Below are 19276 nucleotides of genomic sequence, written 5' to 3' on the forward strand. Positions count from 1 at the left end.
AACTTGGCGCAAGGTCGGTGAACTCCTCGACGTCTTCTCCAAGGAAGAGTGCGCCAACTATCTCAAAAACTCAGGCTATGTTTCCGTATAAACACAGCACGCTCTAGTTCCATTCACAAGCGCGGCGGTTCACGTGCAGGAACCAACCGCCTCCGCGAACATTCTGATGAAAGGTTTGCAGCGAGCCCGGTTCGCGCGCGCTCATGTCCAGGATTTGAATTCGCCTCTATGCCCGCCTCTGGCGATGGGGGAGCTGTGAGTACAGTCATAGAGAACTTGCTGTCGCGGAAGCAGAAGCTCGTCGAACAGCTCGAGAAGGCGCAGTCGGTCGAAGACCGCGACAGGCTCGAGAATCAGCTCGAACAGATCAACACTGCGCTGGATTTTCTGGACAGGCCGGCCCCGAAAGACGCGCGATAGAAGCGCTCAGCCCACCTTCAGCGCCTCCACCTTCAAGGCCCTGGCGTAAACCACGCCCGAATTGGTGATGTGCGTGGTCATCAGCGCTTCGAAGGCCGCGAACTCGCCGCGCGCGAACAGATCGAGCAGCTTGCGATGCTCGTAAGGACGTGCGGGTCCGCACGTCGATCGGCGAGGTCAGGTTGGTGCAGAGTCGCGCTGCAAGCTGCGGTGCCGGTCCCGGCCGCCGCTCGGGCGCCTTGTTCCGGGCGACTGAGCACAAAGCGCTTAGCCGATTCCAGCTCGCCCGGACGGTCACAAGGCGCGTCCTTCGCGGCGGACAAGAAACGCACTTGCCCGAGGCTTTACGAAATGGCATCGATCCACACGATGCACGCTAAAGTCGTGGGGACCTTGATGGCGCGATCCGAACGGGACGAGATCGAAGAGACGGCATTGCCTGCCGTGCTTGTTAGACGCAGTGACCTGCCCGTACCGCTCACGCACACGGCGCGAAGTTTCTTCGGCGGTCTCCCCAAGCTGCCTCCGCAGTTCGAGTGGCCGACGGCTGAGGTCAAGGCGAATCAGACGTTAGAGACAGTTGCGCTCACCTTCGTGGCCCAGATCGATCTGGCCGAATTGCCTGGGGCCAAGTGGTCGCCGCTTCCGAAGCGAGGCACGCTCTATTTCTTCTGCAGTTCGGTATTCGTTGGCGAAGGGCGTCCACCGTGTCGCGTACTCTATAGTGATACAGCTGGTGATGCGTATGCCGACCGTGCCCCACCGCCGGATCTGATGCCGCTTGCAGGCACCGACGGTGATGCCCAGGTCAAGTGGCTCGATCCAGCCCTCGATTTTCATTCCAAGGTCGAGTTCAAGTACCCGCTTTCCTTCCGGCCGTTCCGTGACTTCCTCTTCTCCGAGGATGCCGTGGGCGGTGAGCTCATGATCGAGGAACTATGTAAGGCGTTGGGCCCGGGCGAGCCGAAGGAACTGGATCTGCTCCAATTTAGAAGTGTGTCCGAATATGAGAAAGACGAGCATTGGCCCTTCAACTGGCTCCTGATCACCTATGTGGTTCGGTCGGTATTGTCGCGCGTACAGCGCGATCTGACGCCTCGATCCTATTACAAGCCGCTCACGGACGAGGCCGCCGTGGAATTGAAGCGCCTTCGCGCTGGTGCGATCGGGTGGCTTGAGCGTTGTCGGGCGCTGACCCCAATGGATAATGTCGATGCGGATACAAAAGCGACCTTCAGGTCCTGGTGGCTCGACGTTGTGCAGGCCTACAAGAAGATGGACGGGCAGGTATCCACGTACACGACGCAAATCGCGGCGGATCTAGGCAATGCCATCAACCATACGATCCGCTGCATGGCCGCCAAGGACGCCGATATTCGCGACGACGCCCCTCTCAGCTATCTTGTGAACCTCGCGCGGCAGAATCACTGGAAGACGCCGACCGCGAAAGATGGGCAATACCGTCATTTCAGCACGGCGCTTCACCAGATGCTGGGATATGGCAGCGGCCCACAAGATGCGACCGAGGAGCATTTGGAGGATATACTATTGCTCCAGATACAAGGGGATCTCGCATTTCTTGATTGGCACTCCAACATTGGGTGTGTCCTTCATTTTTGGATCAATCCGGATGCCCTCGCGCAACGCGACTTTTCGCAAGCCGTCGCCACATACGAATGCGATTAGTGCGGTGTCTGCGCGGCGAACTCGCGGTTATGTCGGGCGATTCCGTACGTAGTCCCTTTCGCCCTTGGCCGAGTCCCGACAAGGCTGCCACCTTGACGTCCTGTTCGCCGGAAAGGCTAGCCAACACTTCGGCAATCGTTCAAAAGCTCATGGTCGTTGTTCCCGGGTTCGCGCCATGAAGCTTCCGACCGTCACCTCCGCCGATATTCGCCGCGCACTGCTCCTGCGCGAGGAGATCGCGCTGCTTGATCTCAGATCCGAGGCCGCCTTCGCCACCGGCCATCCCCTGTTCGCGGCTAACATGGCCGTCGACCGGATTGCGATCGAAGCCGAGGTGAGGCTGCCGCGCAAGGATGTGCCGGTCGTGCTCTATGATGACGGCGAGGGGCTGGTGGCCGCTGGCGCAGAGCGTCTTGCGGCTCTCGGTTACACCAACATCCGGGCACTCGACGGCGGGCTGAAGGCCTGGCGCACCGCCGGCTACGAGGTGTTCGAGGACGTCAATTCCTACTCCAAGGCCTTTGGCGAGCTGGTCGAGGCGCGCCGCCATACACCCTCGTTCAGTGCCGACGAGGTCGCGAAACTCATCGCGGACAAGGCCAATATCGCCATCCTCGACGTCCGCCGCTTCGACGAATATGCGACCATGAACATTCCGGGCTCGGTGAGTGTGCCGGGCGCGGAGCTGGTGCTGCGGGTGGGGCAGGCCGCGCCCGATCCCGATACGACGATCATCGTCAATTGCGCCGGCCGCACCCGCTCGATCATCGGCACGCAGTCGCTGATCAATGCCGGCGTACCCAACAAGGTACGGGCGCTGCGCAACGGCACGATCGGCTGGACGCTGGCGCGGCACACGCTCGATCACGGTGCGGACCGGCGTGGCGCGGTCGGACCGTTCGAAGGCGGCCCTGCCAATGCGCGCGACGTCGCCTATCGCGCCGGTGTTCGCCATATCGGCGCGAACGAGATGTCCGCGCTGCTCGCAGAGACTAAGCGCACGCTGTATCGCTTCGACGTGCGCGACGCGGAGGAATATGCGGCCGGTCATCTCCCCGGCTTCCGCCACTATCCGGGCGGCCAACTCGTCCAGGAGACCGACATGGCCGCGCCGGTGCGCGGTGCGCGTATTCTCCTGACTGACGACAAGGGTGTGCGCGCCGACATGACGGCGTCCTGGCTCGCGCAAATGGGCTGGGAAGTCTATGTGCTGGAAGGCGGCTATGAGGCCTCGCTCGAAGTCGGGCCACCGCTCGTCCTTCTGAAGCTGGACCCGGCGCATCGCTATCGCCGTCCCTACGAGGGCACCGAGGTCGCCGAGCGCGCGATGCAGGCCTATCTCGACTGGGAATATGGCCTGGTCGACCAGCTCCGCCGTGACGGCACGCACGGGTTTTACGTGATCTGACTACCGCCCGGCCATCTTCTCCCCATATCCAAACCCTATTGTGCTGCGCATCGTCCGCGGTCTATGAGCTGCGGCAAAGCCGCTATTGATGGAGATTCTATGTCAGCCCCAGGCCAAGGCCCCGAGCGGAATGCGAAGGCGCTGCTGCTCGAAGGCGTCAATGATAGCGCTGTCGATCTGTTCAGGACTGCGGGTTTCACCAATGTCGAGCGGCTGACCAAGGCGCTGGACGGCGAGGCGCTACGGCAGGCGCTGAAGGGCGTATCGCTGCTCGGCATCCGCTCGCGCACCCAGATCACCGATGAGGTGCTCGCGGCCGCCGACCAGCTTCTCGCGGTCGGCTGCTTCAGTGTCGGTACCAATCAGGTCGATCTCCTGGCGGCGCGCAAGCGCGGCATTCCCGTGTTCAACGCGCCGTTCTCCAATACGCGCAGCGTCGCCGAGCTCGTGATCGGCGAGATTGTGATGCTGCTGCGGAAGATCTTCCCGCGCTCGGTGTCGGCCCATGAAGGCGGCTGGGATAAATCGGCGACCGGCAGCCGCGAGGTGCGCGGCCGCACGCTCGGCATCATCGGCTACGGCAATATCGGCTCGCAGCTTTCCACGCTGGCGGAAGCGATGGGCATGCGGGTTATCTATTTCGATCGCACCGACAAGCTCCGCCACGGCAACACCGAGCCTGTCGAGAAGCTGGAGGAGCTGCTGGCGCAGAGCGACGTCGTCAGCCTGCATGTGCCCGAGACCCCGGAGACCGCCGGCATGATCGGCGAGAAGGAGCTGCGGGCGATGAAGCCGGGCTCGTTCCTGATCAACAACAGCCGCGGCACTGTGGTCGATCTCGATGCGCTCGCGGGCGCCTTGCGCGACGGCCACATCGCCGGCGCCGCCATCGACGTGTTTCCGGTCGAGCCGTCCTCGAACTCGGACCGCTTCAAGAGCCCGGTGCAGGGGCTCGGCAACGTCATCCTCACGCCGCATATCGGCGGCTCGACCGAGGAGGCGCAGGAGCGGATCGGCGGCGAGGTGGCGCGCAAGCTCGTCGACTATTTCATTACCGGCTCGACCATGGGCGCGGTGAATTTCCCGGAAGTACAGTTGCATCTGCGCCCCTCAGGCGCGCGCTTCAGCCATGTCCATCGCAATGTGCCGGGCATGCTGCGGCGGCTCAACGAGGTCTTCCTCGAGCGCGACATCAACATCGCCGCGCAATATCTGGAGACGGCCGGCGACCTCGGCTACGTCGTGCTCGACGCTGACCTCGGCGGCCAGGATTCGGCAACGCTGCTCCAGCAGATCCGCAGCCTCGAAGGTACGGTCGGCGCGCGGCTCGTGTTCGAGCACTAGGCCCATCACGTTACGGTTGCATCTCGCGGCCATAGCTCGCTACACTGCTGTCATTCTCGGCGTGCTATAAATCGCGTCGAGTTTGAACTTCAGTTGGGTGGGTGCCGATGGAACGGGACGCCGTACTGATCGATCTCGCACTTCAGGGCGGTGGCTCGCACGGCGCGTTTACCTGGGGCGTGCTTGACCGCCTGCTCGAAGAAAAGTGGCTCACGATCGCCGCGATCTCCGGAACGTCCGCCGGTGCGATGAACGCGGCCGTGCTGGCGCACGGATGGACAGCGGGCGGTGCGGAGGGCGCGCGCGACGCGCTCGATCAGTACTGGCGGCGGGTCTCCCGGGCCGCGGCCTTCAGCCCGCTGCAGCGCTCGCCGCTCGACCGGCTAATGGGCCGCTGGACGCTCGATACGTCGCCGGCCTACATCCTCACCGACCTCATGTCGCGGGTGCTCTCGCCCTACGACCTCAATCCGACCGGTTACAATCCGCTGCGCGCTGTACTGGCCGAGAGCATCGATTTCGAGCGCCTCGCGCACTCATCGATCAAGCTGTTCATCACCGCGACGAGCGTGCGGACCGGGCGCGGCCGCATCTTCCGCAATGCGGAGATCACCGCCGACGTCCTGCTGGCATCGGCCTGCCTGCCGACCATGTTCCGCGCGATCGAGATCGACGGCGAGCTCTATTGGGATGGCGGCTTCGCCGGCAACCCGACGATCACGCCGCTGGTGCGCGAAAGCGGCGCCTACGACACCATCCTCGTCCAGATCAATCCGGCCGAACGGCCGGAGGAGCCGCGCACGGCGGCGGAGATCCTCAACCGGCTCAACGAGATCTCCTTCAATTCGCCGCTGATGAAGGAGTTGCGCATGATCGCGCTGCTGCGCCAGGCCGCCGATCCCGGCAGCGGTGAGGGCGCGCGCTGGGCGAAGATGCGGACGCACCGGATCAAGAGCGAGATGCTGGCGAAGTTCGGCGCATCGTCAAAGCTCAATGCGGAATGGGAATTCGTCTCGATGCTCCGAACCGAGGGGCGGCTTGCGGCCGAGGCATTTCTCGCCGAGCACGGCGCCGATATCGGCCAGCGCTCGACCGCCGATTTCGATGTCCTGCTGTCGGAGTGCTGAGGTATGGGTCTTCTCGGCCTTCTCGTCGGGCTCGGACTGCTGGTGGCGTTTGCCTTTCGGGGCTGGAGCGTTCTGCTGCTGGCGCCTTTCGCCGCGCTCGTCGCCGCGCTGTTCGGCGGCGAGCCACTGCTTGCAAATCTGACGCAGGTCTTCATGGCGAGCGCGGCCGGTTTCCTGGCGCAGTTCTTCCCGATCTTCCTGCTCGGCGCGGTCTTCGGCAAGCTGATGGACGACAGCGGGGCGGTGACGTCGGTTGCGGGATTCATGGCGGAGCGGCTGGGCGAACGGCGCGTGGTCCTTGCGGTGGTGCTGGCCGGTGCAGTGGTGACCTATGGTGGCGTCAGCCTGTTCGTCGCGTTCTTCGTCATCGTGCCGATGGCGCGTTCCCTGTTTCGTGCGGCCGCGATCCCGCGCCGGTTGATTCCGGCGGCCGTCGTGCTAGGCACCTCGACCTTCACCATGTCGGCGCTGCCGGGCACGCCGTCGATTCAGAACGCGATCCCGATGCCGTTCTTCGGCACGACGCCGTTTGCCGCGCCGGGTCTCGGCATCCTTGCCTCCCTCGTCATGCTCGCTACGGGATTGTGGTGGCTGGGCCGGGCCGAAGCGGCGGCCCGCCGCGCCGGGGAAGGCTTTGGCGACGAGGACGGGGAGGATGCGACTGAGCGTGCAGCCGCCGATGAACTCGTGCGCGAGCGCGCGACGACGGCGCGGGAGTTCGACCCGGCAGAGCTGCAGCACGGACATCGCAGCAGCGCGCCGTCACCGATCGTGAGCGCCCTCGTGCCGCTGATCGTCGTCGTGGCCGTCAATCTCGTGATGTCGCTCGTGGTTCTGCCGCGGCTCGACGTCTCCTATCTCGCCGAGCAGCGCTTCGGCAACACATCGCTGGCCGCGGTTGCGGGCGTGTGGTCGGTCGTGGTGGCGCTGGCTGCAGCGATTCTCACGACTATCGTGCTGAATTGGTCCCGGTTGCCGGCATTGCGGCAGAGCATGGATGCCGGCGCCAATGCATCGGTGCTGCCGGCGCTGAGCGTCGCCAGCCTCGTCGGCTTCGGTGCGGTCGTCGCCGCGCTGCCGGCCTTCACGGTGGTGCGCGATTGGGTGCTCGCGATCGAAGGCGGTCCGCTGGTGTCGCTGGCGGTGGCAACCAACATCCTGGCCGCGTTGACCGGCTCGGCATCGGGCGGCCTGACCATCGCGCTCGACGCGCTCGGTCAGACCTATGTCGAGCTTGCCTCGCGCACCGGGATCGACCTCGCGCTGATGCATCGCGTCGCGGTGATCGGCTCCGGCACGCTGGATATCCTGCCGCACAACGGCGCCGTGGTGAGCTTGCTTGCGATCTGCGGCCTGACGCATCGCGACAGCTATTTCGACATCGTGATGGTGGGCATCGTGTCGTCGCTACTCGCGCTGGTCGTCGTGATCGGCGCGGGCAGCATGCTGGGATCGTTCTGACCGGCCATGGATGTTTCGTTGACGGCGCGGCGAAGGTCGCATTGAATGCGGCCGCCTGCTGGATCGGGCGAGAACAGAAAAAGGGTGGAAACGATGGCGCGTACGGGTGCGGGACTGTGTGTGTTGCTCGCGGTCGCGATGACCACACTGGGCACGAACGCCGTGTCCGCGGCGACGCTGCCGCAAGATGCCGATACGGTCTGCAACGGCCTCAATGGCGGCGCCGGCGCCGTGAAGATAGATTCAGCGACCCTGCAGGCGCCGTCGCAACTCGCTGTTGCGGAGCGTGGGCCGACGCCGTCGGGGCGCATCACGCCAGCCAATCTCGGCTTCTGCAAGGTGCTCGGCCATATCGACCCTGTCGACCCCAAGGCGCCACCGATCAAATTCCAGGTCAATCTTCCCGTCGAGTGGAACGGCCGCTCGGTGCAATATGGCGGTGGCGGCTTCAACGGCGTGCTCATCACCGGCCTTGGGCTGCCGCCCGCCTATCCCTTCGACAAGCCGTCGCCGCTCGCGCGCGGCTTCGTTACATACGGCACCGATTCCGGCCACGAGTCCAAGCCGGGCGAGCCGCCGCAGCTCTTCGCGCTCAACGACGAAGCCTTCGAGAATTTCGCCCATCGTGCCTACAAGAAGGTGCGCGATGCGGCCGTTGCGCTGATGGAGCGCGCCTACGGCAAGAAGCCGGAAAAGATGTACTTCATGGGCTCGTCCGAAGGCGGTCGCGAAGGCCTGACCATGGCGCAGCGCTATCCCGACGATTTCGATGGCATCTTTGCGCGCGTGCCCGTGATCAACTGGGTTGGCTTGCAGCATGCCGGTGCGCGGTCCGGTCTTGCGACGATGGGCGCTGGCTGGATCAATCCGGCGCAGGTGAAGCTCGTGGCCGATGCGGTGCGGGCGGCTTGCGACAAGGCCGACGGCTCCGATGATGCGCTGGTGCAAAATCCTGTCGCCTGCAAGGCGGCGTTCAAGGTCGAGACGCTGCGGTGCGCCGGTGGCCAGAGCGGCGATCAGTGTTTGACCGACGCGCAGATCAAGGCGGTCGACACCCTGCATGCGACCTACAAATTCCCGTTCGCGCTCGCCAACGGTCTCGACGACTATCCGGGCTGGGGCGTGTCGGGCGAGGACACGCCGGCGATCGGGCCGACCGGCGGCTGGATCGCGTGGTGGCTCGGCACGGCGCCGCCGGCGCAGCCGCCCGCGCCCAACAACGGCATCGCCTGGATCTACGGCGCCGGCGGCATTCAATATGTGTTCGCGCGCGATCCGAAGCTCGACGTCACCACCTACAAGGTGGAGGACCACAAGGCGCGGCTGCTCGAGGTCTCCAAGCTGATGGATTCGACCGATCCCGATCTCAGTCGCTTCCGCGCCCGCGGCGGCCGGCTGATCATGCTCGAGCACATGGCCGACTATGCGCAGAGCCCCTATGCCGGGATCCGTTATTTCGAGAGCGTCGAGCGCAAGCTTGGCAAGGCCGAGACTGCGGAGTTCGCGCGGCTCTACACCGCGCCCGGCGTCGACCATGTCGGCTCCGGCGCGCCGGCCAATGTCGACATGCTGAGCGCGCTGGTCGACTGGGTCGAGAAGGGAAAGGCGCCCGGCGATCTCGAAGTCATCGAGCAGAAAGTCGATGCGCCCTCGTTTGCAACGCTCCGCGCGTTGCCGCTGTGCCGCTGGCCGGCCTGGCCGCACTACAAGTCGGGCCCGGTGACGGCGGCCTCGAGCTTCACCTGCGCGCCGTGAGGCAAATGCAAACAGACCGCGATGGCGGTGGATTTATCCCGCCGCCATGGCCTGTGCGCCGCCAAGCAATTGCGCATTGAGCCGGCCGCCGGAGAACAGCATGTCGTCGAGTGCCTCGTCGATATCGGCTGAGACGACGGAGTTGCCGCCATCGCGCGCGATGCTCGCCTGCGCGAGCCGTCGCATCAATTCCTTGATGAACGCGCAACTCGTGCCCTCGCTGCGCCGGGCAGCCTCGGCGGCGACCGCATCGTCGAGCGGCAGTCCTTTGCCGTAGAGCCGGACCAGCTTACCGCGGCCGGTCTCGTCGGGGAGGGGCACTTCGATCGCCTGATCGATGCGCCCCGGGCGACCCGCGAGAGCTCCTTCGAGGTCCTCTGGCCGGTTGGTGGTCAGGACGAACAGGATGTCCGCATCCTCCTTCAGCCCGTCCATCTCGTTGAGCAATTTGTTCAGCATGGATTCCTCGCACGGTCCCATGTCATCGCGGTCGCGGGCGATGAGGTCGACATCCTCGATCACCACCATCGAAGGCTGCAGCAGCCGTGCCAGGCTCATATAGGCGCCGAGAAGGCCGATTTGCTCGGCTGTGATGATCAGCGTCGTATGCCCGGGCAGATGAGTTGCGAGATAGCGGATCGTATGGGTCTTGCCGGTGCCCGGCGGCCCGTACAGCAAGATGCCTTTGCGGGTCGACTGGCCAAGCCGGCGCAACTGATCGCGTGTCCCGACGAAGTTCAGCACGTTGCGATCGAGCAGCCGTAGGGTCCGCTCCGGCAAGATCACTTCGTCTCGTGCGACCGGCGGCAAGCGATGCACGGTGATGCCGCGCGAGAAGCCGCGATAATCGGAGTCGGCGTCGAGTGAGAGGATTTTGCCGCGGTAGGTGCGCGCGGCTTGCACGGCCTGTTCCAGCTCGCCAAAGCATTGCTGGACGAGGACTGCGCCTGCGGTGCCCGCAGGCACCACGATCTCAAGACGAATGCCGGGTTCGCGACTGTATTCGCGATGCGCGCAGAGCAATACCGCGTAACGAAGGCCATCCTGCTCGCACAGCCACAAGCCGTTGTCGAGGCACTTGACGGGGATCTTCTCGCCGACATCGATGTCGGAATATTGCAGCGGTGCAATCGCGAGCGCATAGCGGCCCTCCCGGAGGAGCCGCGAAATCGACAGCGTTTCGTAGCGCTGTTCCTCGTTCAGCCCGAACAGCCGGATGGCGTTGCCGAACAGCCTGTTGATCGCCGCCTGAACATCCACCCGCATATGTCCGGGAAACTGGCGGATCGTGGTCACGAGCTTGCTGCGCGGGACTCCGGTAAAATGCCAGTCCAGCACGTCGCAGGCGTGTTCGAACTCCTTTTCTGGCTCTTTCGGCGTGCTCATTGTGTCAGCCGCGCGAATGCAGTCGCTGCACAGCCAGACGATGCGGCTGCCGACGCGAACATCCGTCTGTCCTTTCGGGGTGCCGCAGAGCTCGCAGGGCGTCTGGATCTCTTCAAGCGTGATCTTCAAAGGATGCTGGCCGAGCCAGACATATTGTTTGGCCGACTTGAAAAGCGCTTCTGCGACGGATTGCGGATAGGGACCGCAGGCGACTTTGTCCTCGCGCTCGATTCGGGTCATCAGCGCGGTGGCTTCGCGGTCCGTCTTGCCGAAAACCTGGCGGAGCAGCCCGATAACGAATTCGTCCGGCGTGTCGTCATCATTGTAAATCACGAGCTGAGCCGGCTCACGCTCGCCGCGCATATCATTCGTCATGAAATGACCTCGCTGCAACCAGAACTAGAATAGAACAAATAAGGAACACAAAAGAAAGCGGCCGTCAAGCGCGACGGCCGCGGCAAATTGGTGATTCGTTCTCGAAGCTGTTAGTGCGCACCGCCCCCGCCCGCTGCCTTCACTCGCCGCGTCATCAACACCGCGATCGCGGCGAGCACCAGCACCACGCCGATCACGGCAAAGGTGTCGGAATAGCCCATCACCAGCGCCTGGCGCTTCACCGTCTTGCCGAGCGCGATGATGGCCTGCTCGCGCGCGGCGTTGGGGTCGGGCACGCCATGGGCGATGAAGTAGTCCGTCATCTGCGCGACGCGGGCGCGGACCTCCTCGCGGCCGAGCGTGACCGAATGGCCGATGATGTTGGAGTGGAACTGCTCGCGCTTGGTGACGATGGTCGCGAGCACGGCGGTGCCTATGGCGCCGCCGAGGTTGCGCATCATGTTGGAGATGCCGGAGGCGGCAGGCGCGTCCTGCGGCGCGACGCTGCCAAGCTGAGCGCCGAGAGCGGTGCGAGCGTCAGCGCCTGGCCGACCGCGCGCACGATGTTGGGCACCAGGAACTGGTCGCCTGAATAGTCGAGCGACATCTGGATGTTCATGAACGAGCTCGCTGCGAACAGCAGCAGGCCGATCGTTGCGATGTAGCGGGCATCGAACCGCTGCATCAGCTTCGGCACCAGCGGAATCAGCAGAAGCTGCGGCAAGCCGGTCCAGGCCAGCACGTTGCCGATCTGCTCGGCATTGTAGCCCTGCACCTGGCCGAGATAGGCAGGCAGCAGATAAACCGAGCCGAACAGCGCGAAGCCGAGGAAGACCGCCGCAATCGTGCCGACGCCAAAATTCCACTGCGTCAGCAGACGCAGGCGCAGGAGCGGCTTCTCGACCACGAGCTCGTTGTAGATGAACAGCGACAGGCTGACCGCGGCGATGATGGCGAGCCGCACGATGAAGGGCGAGCCGAACCAGTCATCCTTGTTGCCTTCCTCGAGCACGGCCTGGAGCGAGGCCAGGCCGACCGCCATGGTCGCAATGCCGAACCAGTCGCCTTCACGCAGCAGCCCCAGGTTCATCGGGGCGCGCTCCAGGGTGAAGAAGAGGATGGCTACCATGACCGCGGTGGGCAGCACGTTGACGAAGAAGATGGTCTGCCAGCCGTAATTCTCGGTGAGATAGCCGCCGATGGTTGGTCCGATCGCGGGCGCGAACGTCACGGCAAGCGAGAACATCGCAAGGCCGATCGGCTGCTGGCCCTTCGGCAGCTTGGTGAAGACCAGCGTGAAGGCCATCGGAATCAACACGCCGCCGAAGAAGCCCTGGAAGCCGCGCATCGCGATCATCGAGGGAAGATCGTGGGTGAAGGCACAGGCGACCGAGAATGCCGCAAACAGCGTCGCGAAGCTGAGGATGATGTTGCGGAACGAGAATACACGCGACAGGTAATCGGTTAGCGGGATCACGATGATCTCGCCGATCAGATAGGACGTCGAGATCCAGGATCCGTTGTCGACGCCGGTACCGATGCCGCCCTCGATGTTGAGCAGCGAGGCATTGGTGATCTGGATGTTCAGGATCGCCATGAAGGCGCCGATCATCGCCGCGAATACGGCGATCCAGATCGTGGCGCTGGCGCGATTGGGGTCGGCTGCGGCGCGCTCAGGCGTCGCGGCCGGCGTTGCGGGCGTCGAAATTGAGAGGCTGTTTGACATGGCACGACCCTCCGGAAACAAGCTTTGCCTTTGACGTCGTCTTGGATGTTGTGTCGGGCGTCGTTGCCGCTTGCGCGGTCGGCGCCGAGCGCGTTGCGATCGTCGGAATCACGGACATGCCGGGCCGCAGCGCGATCGCAGGCGCGGTCTCGGTATCCAGCGCGATCTTCACGGGGATGCGCTGCACGATCTTGGTGAAGTTGCCGGTGGCATTGTCGGGCGGGAGCAGGGCGAACTCCTGGCCGCTGGCCGGCGCGATGGAATCGACGTGGCCGTGCACGACATTGCCCGGGAACGTATCGACCTCGATCTCGACCTTTTGCCCGGCGCGGACATGGGTGAGCTGGGTCTCCTTGAAGTTGGCGACGACATAGGCACCCTCGGCCGGCACGATCGACATCAATTGCGTGCCCGCCTGCACGTATTGGCCGACGCGCAGCGTGCGGTTGCCGACCACGCCGTCGATGGGCGAGACGATCGTGGTGTAGCCGAGATTCAGCTCGGCCTGACGCTGGAGCGCGGCTGCGCGGGCGGCCGCGGCCTTGGCCTGCAGGATCTCGGCCTTCAGGAGCTCGACCTGCTTGAGCGCGGAGGTGAGATTGGCGGTATCGCGCTGGATCGCGGCGTCCGCGCCGGCGTCGCGCGCCTGTGCCTGCTGCGCGTTCTGCACGCTGCCATAGCCGGTCGCCGCGAGGTCCGTGTAGCGCTTGTTCTCCTGCTTGGCGAAAACCTTCGCAGCATTGTCGACATCGATCGTCGCTCTTGCTGCCGCGATCACGGCTTCCTGAACGTCGAGCTGCGCTTCCTTGCTTGTCACCGTCGCGTTGGCGGCGGCGACATCGGCCTTGGCCTGGTCGAGCGCGACCTTGAAGTCGCGATCATCGATCCGGGCCAACACTTGCCCGGCCTTCACATGCTCGTTATCGCCGACCGTGACCCGGTCGAGATAGCCGCTGACCTTCGGCGCGATGGTGGTGTTGTCGGCCTTCACATAGGCGTCATCGGTGGAGACGAGGAAACGCCCGACGGTCCAATAGTCATAGCCGTACCAGCTTACGCCGGCGAGCGCCGCGGCCGCTGCTCCGACGAGCAACAGCTTGCGGAGGTTGAGCTTTTTGCTGCCGGCGAATGATGGCGCTCCGGGCAGCACGCCTTCTAGAGCATTCGTTGGAACCGCGGTGGCTTCGGTCTTGGACGGGGTGGTGTGCACGGTCATGGCCGGCTCCCTGAATTAGGAAACTTGACGTTTTCCAAAATGAGCCTAACTTTGGAATTGTCAATGGAATGACAGACATCATGTAAAGACATGGCTCAGGCAAAATCCGAAACCGAATGCCGCCCCCGCGGGCGGCCGCAATTGCGCAGTGACGAGGAGACGAAGCAGATCGTCTTCGATGCCGCGCGGCGCGCTTTCGCCGTCGACGGCTATGCCGCGACCAGCACCGAAGAGCTGGCGCGCCGCGCCGGCATCTCCACCAAAACGCTGTATCGCCTGTTTCCCGGCAAGGCCGCGCTGTTCGAGGCCTTGTGCGTGGACCGGCTCGAGCGGCTCCTCTCCGCCGTCGATCTCCAGACCAACGACGAGGTTGATATCGAAACGGGCCTGCGTGCCGCGTTGCTCGCCTGCGCCGATCTCGCGCTCGATCCCGACGTGGTGGCGTTGCAGCGCATGGTGCTGCAGGAGTCCGCTGCATTTCCGGAGCTCGCAGCGAACTTCTACAAGAACGGCATCTCCCGCACCGTCACGACGCTCGCCGGCTGGCTGCGCGTTCAGGTCAAGCGCAAGCGCCTCGCCATCGACGATGTGGAGGAGGCGGCCGGCATCCTGATCGGCATGATCGCATCTGCGCCGCAGCGCGCCGCGATCTACGGCGGCGTGCCCTTGCCGTCGCGCAAGGATATCGAGCGGCGGGCACGCATCTGCGCGGTGTTGTTCCTCGATGGCTGCCGGGCAGCACCGAAGTAGCGGCCATTTGACAATGCCTCCTCCCTCGACTAAATGCTTCGCATGCGAAATAAACTGGAGTCCAAGGTAGGGCACCACCGGCTGATCTACCTCCTCAGCGTCGCGCAACGCCGGTTGCAGCGCTGGATGGCTGCGCAGCCGCAGAACGAAGTGACGCCGGCGCAGGCGGGGCTGTTGTTCATCCTCGGCAAGCAGGACGGTGTCCTGATGGGCGAGGCAGGCGCGGCGCTCGATTTGGGGCCGGCCGGGATTTCCGGCCTCGTCGATCGTACGGCGGCCGTCAAACTGGTCGAACGGCGCGCCGACAGCGACGACGGACGCGCCTGGCGGGTCTTTCTGACGCCGAAGGGGCGCACTGTGCTCGCGCAGGCGAAGGCCAACGCCGCCGAGGTCAATGCGGGGCTGACGGAAGGATTTACCAGCGCGGAGGTCGACGTCGTCGCGCGCTGGCTGATGAGCATTCAGGACAAGTTTCCACGGGATCCAGAGGAATAAGAGGAGAGACGAATGACCGAGCATGTCCGGATCGAGAACAACGGCGGAATTCTCACACTCACCCTGGCGCGTCCCGACAAGAAGAACGCGCTGACGGATGCGATGTACGGCAAGCTCGCCGACACCATCGAATCCGCCGAGTTCGATCCGTCCGCCCGCGTGATCCTGATCCGCGGAGAGGGTGACATGTTCACGGCAGGCAACGATGTCGGCGAGTTCGCGGCTGTTGCCGCCGGCAAGTCCGAGGGCAGCCGCAATGTCGTCCGCTTCATCCAGTCGCTGGCGCGTTGCACCCGGCCGCTGGTCGCCGCGGTGCAGGGCCGCGCCGTCGGCGTCGGCACCACGATGCTCCTGCATTGCGATCTCGTCGTGCTCGCCGACAACGCGCAATTGTCGACGCCCTTCGTCAGCCTCGCGCTGGTGCCGGAAGCCGCCTCCAGCCTGCTGATGCCGGCGCGCATCGGCTATGCCCGTGCCTACGAGATGTTCGCGCTGGGCGAGACCGTGCCGGCCAAGTCGGCCCTGGAATGGGGGCTTGCCAACCGTGTGGTGCCGCTCGACAAGCTCGATGCCGAGGCGCTTGCGCTGGCGCAGCGTCTTGCCCGCCAGCCGGCCGGCGCGCTCAACGCCACCAAGCGGCTGATGCGCAACGGCGAGGCGCTGGTCGCGCACATGAATGCCGAGGGCGAGCAGTTCGCGCAGCGCCTGCGCACGGCCGAAGCGCGCGAGGCGTTCACCGCCTTCGCCGAGCGCCGTCCGCCGGATTTCACGAAAGTCGCGTGACATCCGTAGTTCGCACAAGGGTTCGGCAAATCGGGAACTGCGGGCAATTCGATTAAAAGCTTAACGAAACATTGGCATGTCGCCATGCAAGGTGGCCACGCGTGAAGCGTAGGCCCCCTGACTCATGGCAATGTTTAAGAAATCGGTAAGTTCGCTTCTCCTGACATTGATGGCCCTGCTGGCTGCCGGTGCGTTGGCCAGCACGGCGATCCAGATGGTCGGGGCCTTCGGCCGCTACAGCGACAGTCTCGAGACCGCCCGGCTTGCCGCAGCCGACAAGGCGATCTTCCAGGGGGTGCTGTCCCTGCGCAACAATCGTGGTGACGCCCAGAGCGCGCTGCTCGGCCAGGACGAGCCGCGCGCAAAGCTCGGCGAAGCGGAGAAGGCCGAGCAGGCCGGCTACGAGGCGATCGGCGCGGCGATCGCCACCGTCGATTTCGCCCGTCGTGACGAGCTCGCAAACACGCTGAAGCAACGGTGGAACGAAGCCGCCCCGCAATTCCAGTCGTTCTACGACGAGGCCAAACGTCCGCGCGCCGAGCGCAAGACCGACCGGACGATGCCCTGGTACGATGCCGTCTCCAAGACGATCGATACCGCAAACCTCGCCTCCACCGCGGTTTCCAATCGCGCCTGGATGAACGATCCCTTCATCGCACGGATGATCCAGGTCCGCCGCCTCGCCTGGCAGGTCCGCGACCGCTACGGCGTCCAGTGCACGGCCCTGCGCCAGAACGTCAACACCAGCAAGCCGCTCGACGAGACCCAGAAGCAGACGATTGCGAGCTGGAACGGCATCATTGCTGCCTCCTGGGTCGGCATGACCGAGTTGCTCGCCGCGCCCGACGTGCCATCCGAGATGGTTTCCGCCGTAAATGATGCGCGTACAAAGACGGACGGCACCCTCAAGCAGATGGGAGAGCTCACGAAGAACCTGGACGGCAGTGGCCGTCCGGCGCTTCCGGCGTCCGAGTGGAACACGCTCTGCCAGTCGCCGTTCGCGCTCATCGTCGCGGTCGCGACCAAGGCGCTGGATCAGTCGATCGCGCGCGCCGAGACCGTGCAGGCGAAGGCGCTCACCAACCTCGTCGTGCAGTCGCTCGCATTCCTGCTGGCGCTGGCCGTGACCATGGCCGGCGTGTACGTGGTGCGCAATCGCCTGATGCGCCCGGTGCGCGCCATCCTGGACGCCATCGCGCGTATCGGCGCCCGGGACTACGCGACGCCAGTCCCGCAATCCCGGTATCCAGACGAGTTCGGCACCATGGCGGCGGCGCTCGAAAGTCTGCGCGAGAGCGCGGCGACCGCCGAGCGTCTGGGCCAGGAGCGCGAATCGCAGCAGGCGCTGCAGCTTGCCCGCTCCGGCACCGTCGATGCGGCCTGCCGCAGCTTCGACGATACCGTGCAGGCCGTCATTCACAGCGTGGCCGCGTCGGCGAAGGAGCTCGATGCCACGGCGACCGACGTGCGTTCGCTGGTCTCGGAATCGAGCAGCCAGACTGCGGCGGTCTCCTCCGCCGCCGAGCAGGCCACCAACAATCTCGAAACCATCGCGGCAGCGACCGAGGAGCTCTCTGCTTCCGTCGGCGAGATCTCCGCGCAGGTACAGTCGAGCGCACGCGAAGCGCGCGAAGCGGTGTCGCAGGCCGAGCAGACCAACGCGACGGTCGAGGTCCTCGATCAGACGGCAAGCCGCATCGGTGAGGTCGTGAAGATGATCAACGCGATCGCGGCCCAGACCAATTTGCTGGCGCTGAACGCCACGATCGAAGCCGCGCGCGCAGGCGAGGCTGGCCGCGGTTTCGCCGTCGTCGCCGGCGAGGTCAAGAGCCTCGCGGCGCAGACCGCAACGGCGACGGAAGAAATCTCCCGTCAGGTCGGGGAGATCCAGGGCGCGACCGGTCAGGCGGTTACCGCCATCCGTTCGATCGGCGGCGCCATCAGCGGGATCGACGAGAAGATGACGGCGATCGCCGCGGCCGTCGAGCAGCAGCGTGCGGCGACCACCGAGATCTCGCGCAACTTCCAGCAGGCGGCGCAAGGCACCCGCGAGGTCACCGATACCATCGGCAGCGTCGCGAGGCTCAACCAGGAGACCGGCAACGCCGGCACCATGCTCTTCGAGTCCGTCAAGAAGATGTCGGCGGACGCCGACCGCCTCCGTGTCGCCGTCGAGGGCTTCCTCGGCGCAGTAAAGACCGCATAGCTTCGATCATCTCCATCCCGGCGTCGTGCGATCGGCATTGCTGCCGGTCGGCGCGGCGAGTACATCTGTGACGCGGCACCTCGCGAGCGCCGCCACGGACGTAAGACAACATCAGGGATGGAGATTTCGATGCCGGTCACGCCGCAACACAAGGCCCGGCGCCCCTATCGCGGCGTATTCCCGGTCGTGCCCACCATCTTCGATGAGCGCGGCGAGCTCGACCTCGAGGGCCAGCACCGCTGCGTCGACTTCATGATCGATGCCGGCTCGCACGGCCTCTGCATCCTCGCCAATTTCTCCGAGCAGTTCGTGCTCACCGATGCCGAGCGGGAGACCGTCATGCATGCGGTGCTGGAGCATGTCGCGGGGCGGGTTCCCGTCATCGTCACCACCACGCATTTCAGCTCCGCCGTCTGCGCCGCGCGCAGCAAGCAGGCCGAAGCCGCAGGCGCCGCAATGGTGATGGTCATGCCGCCCTATCACGGCGCGACCTTCCGGGTGCCCGAGAAAGGCATTGTCGAATTCTTTAGGGTGCTCTCGGACGCGATCAGCATTCCCATCATGATCCAGGACGCGCCGGTAGCCGGCACGCCGCTCACCGTCGAACTGCTCGCGCGGCTGTCGCGGGATTTCTCCAACATCCGCTATTTCAAGATCGAGGTGCCCGGCGCTGCTGCAAAGCTCCGCAGCCTGATCGAGGCGGGCGGCAGCGATATCGAGGGACCGTGGGACGGCGAGGAGGCGATCACATTGCTTGCCGATCTCGATGCCGGCGCTACCGGCGCGATGACCGGCGGCGGCTATCCCGACGGCATCCGCCAGATCATCGATCCCTATTTCGCGGGCAAACGCGAGGAGGCGAAAGCCGCCTACGAACGCTGGCTGCCGCTGATCAACTACGAGAACCGCCAATGCGGCCTGATCGCCTGCAAGGTCATGATGCAGGCCGGCGGCGTGATCAAGTCGGACACCGTGCGCCATCCGCTTCAGCCGCTGCATCCGGCGACGCGCGCGGGGTTGCTGGAGCTGGCAAAGGAGCGCGATGCGCTCGCGCTGCGTTGGGGGAAGTAGGGCGCGCATACTCCGCTCGTCGTCCCGGGGCGCGCGGAGCGCGAGCCCGGGACCCATAACCACCGGA

Annotated in this window: 14 protein-coding genes and 2 pseudogenes; 12 read left to right on the plus strand and 4 right to left on the minus strand. The window is 64.8% G+C overall.

Features of this window, described 5'->3' with window-relative positions; translation table 11 throughout:
• Positions 1–255: 255 nt before the first annotated feature.
• The gene (locus AC630_RS45350) at positions 256–420 is read left to right on the plus strand and encodes a hypothetical protein (protein ID WP_167561171.1); all 165 of its coding nucleotides are present in this window, start codon (positions 256–258) and stop codon (positions 418–420) included.
• Positions 421–426: 6 nt separating this feature from the next.
• Here AC630_RS45350 and AC630_RS46850 read toward each other — a convergent pair.
• Positions 427–619: pseudogene (locus tag AC630_RS46850) on the minus strand (GntR family transcriptional regulator); the annotation flags it as partial.
• Between the two features lie 152 nt (positions 620–771).
• Between AC630_RS46850 and AC630_RS10735 the strand changes: the two are divergent.
• The 6 genes from AC630_RS10735 to AC630_RS10760 all read left to right on the plus strand — a co-directional run bounded on the left by AC630_RS10735 (position 772) and on the right by AC630_RS10760 (position 9201).
• Positions 772–2106 carry a DUF1963 domain-containing protein gene (locus AC630_RS10735; RefSeq protein ID WP_245330335.1) on the plus strand — a complete coding sequence of 445 codons (1335 nt, stop codon included), beginning with the start codon at positions 772–774 and terminating at the stop codon, positions 2104–2106.
• Positions 2107–2281: 175 nt separating this feature from the next.
• Positions 2282–3514, plus strand: a complete 1233-nt coding sequence (locus tag AC630_RS10740) for a rhodanese-like domain-containing protein (protein WP_074118511.1) — start codon at positions 2282–2284, stop codon at positions 3512–3514.
• Positions 3515–3613: 99 nt separating this feature from the next.
• Positions 3614–4858 carry a phosphoglycerate dehydrogenase gene (gene serA, locus AC630_RS10745; protein ID WP_074118512.1) on the plus strand — a complete coding sequence of 415 codons (1245 nt, stop codon included), beginning with the start codon at positions 3614–3616 and terminating at the stop codon, positions 4856–4858.
• Between the two features lie 107 nt (positions 4859–4965).
• Entirely contained in the window at positions 4966–5985 is a 1020-nt protein-coding gene (locus AC630_RS10750; protein ID WP_074118513.1) for a patatin-like phospholipase family protein, read from the plus strand.
• Between the two features lie 3 nt (positions 5986–5988).
• Positions 5989–7446: a GntP family permease gene (locus AC630_RS10755; RefSeq protein WP_074118514.1), complete on the plus strand. Its 1458-nt coding sequence runs from the start codon at positions 5989–5991 to the stop codon at positions 7444–7446.
• A gap of 93 nt (positions 7447–7539) precedes the next feature.
• Positions 7540–9201, plus strand: a complete 1662-nt coding sequence (locus AC630_RS10760; protein WP_074118515.1) for a tannase/feruloyl esterase family alpha/beta hydrolase — start codon at positions 7540–7542, stop codon at positions 9199–9201.
• A gap of 33 nt (positions 9202–9234) precedes the next feature.
• On the opposite strand, the gene AC630_RS10765 is transcribed toward AC630_RS10760, so the two are convergent.
• The 3 genes and pseudogenes from AC630_RS10765 to AC630_RS10775 all read right to left on the minus strand — a co-directional run bounded on the left by AC630_RS10765 (position 9235) and on the right by AC630_RS10775 (position 13904).
• Positions 9235–10962, minus strand: a complete 1728-nt coding sequence (locus AC630_RS10765) for an ATP-dependent Clp protease adaptor ClpS (RefSeq protein WP_074118516.1) — start codon at positions 10960–10962, stop codon at positions 9235–9237.
• Positions 10963–11072: 110 nt separating this feature from the next.
• Positions 11073–12688 (minus strand): annotated as a pseudogene (locus AC630_RS10770) (MDR family MFS transporter).
• Positions 12636–13904 (minus strand): HlyD family secretion protein, encoded by a 1269-nt coding sequence (locus AC630_RS10775; protein ID WP_074118517.1) that lies wholly within the window; start codon positions 13902–13904, stop codon positions 12636–12638. The pseudogene AC630_RS10770 and the gene AC630_RS10775 overlap by 53 nt, the downstream one beginning before the upstream one ends.
• Positions 13905–14045: 141 nt before the next feature.
• Here AC630_RS10775 and AC630_RS10780 point away from each other — a divergent pair, with 141 nt between their 5' ends.
• The 5 genes from AC630_RS10780 to AC630_RS10800 all read left to right on the plus strand — a co-directional run bounded on the left by AC630_RS10780 (position 14046) and on the right by AC630_RS10800 (position 19209).
• Positions 14046–14654: a TetR/AcrR family transcriptional regulator gene (locus AC630_RS10780; protein WP_349538348.1), complete on the plus strand. Its 609-nt coding sequence runs from the start codon at positions 14046–14048 to the stop codon at positions 14652–14654.
• A gap of 42 nt (positions 14655–14696) precedes the next feature.
• A complete protein-coding gene (locus tag AC630_RS10785; protein WP_074118519.1) occupies positions 14697–15149 on the plus strand; it encodes a MarR family winged helix-turn-helix transcriptional regulator in 453 nt (150 codons plus the stop codon).
• 12 nt (positions 15150–15161) lie between these two features.
• Positions 15162–15932 (plus strand): enoyl-CoA hydratase, encoded by a 771-nt coding sequence (locus AC630_RS10790; protein ID WP_074118520.1) that lies wholly within the window; start codon positions 15162–15164, stop codon positions 15930–15932.
• Between the two features lie 124 nt (positions 15933–16056).
• Positions 16057–18138: a methyl-accepting chemotaxis protein gene (locus AC630_RS10795; RefSeq protein ID WP_074118521.1), complete on the plus strand. Its 2082-nt coding sequence runs from the start codon at positions 16057–16059 to the stop codon at positions 18136–18138.
• A 129-nt stretch (positions 18139–18267) separates the two neighbouring features.
• Positions 18268–19209 (plus strand): dihydrodipicolinate synthase family protein, encoded by a 942-nt coding sequence (locus AC630_RS10800; RefSeq protein ID WP_074118659.1) that lies wholly within the window; start codon positions 18268–18270, stop codon positions 19207–19209.
• The last annotated feature ends 67 nt before the right edge of the window (positions 19210–19276 follow it).

It is taken from the genome of Bradyrhizobium sp. AS23.2, from assembly GCF_001908185.1.
GTDB lineage: Bacteria > Pseudomonadota > Alphaproteobacteria > Rhizobiales > Xanthobacteraceae > Bradyrhizobium.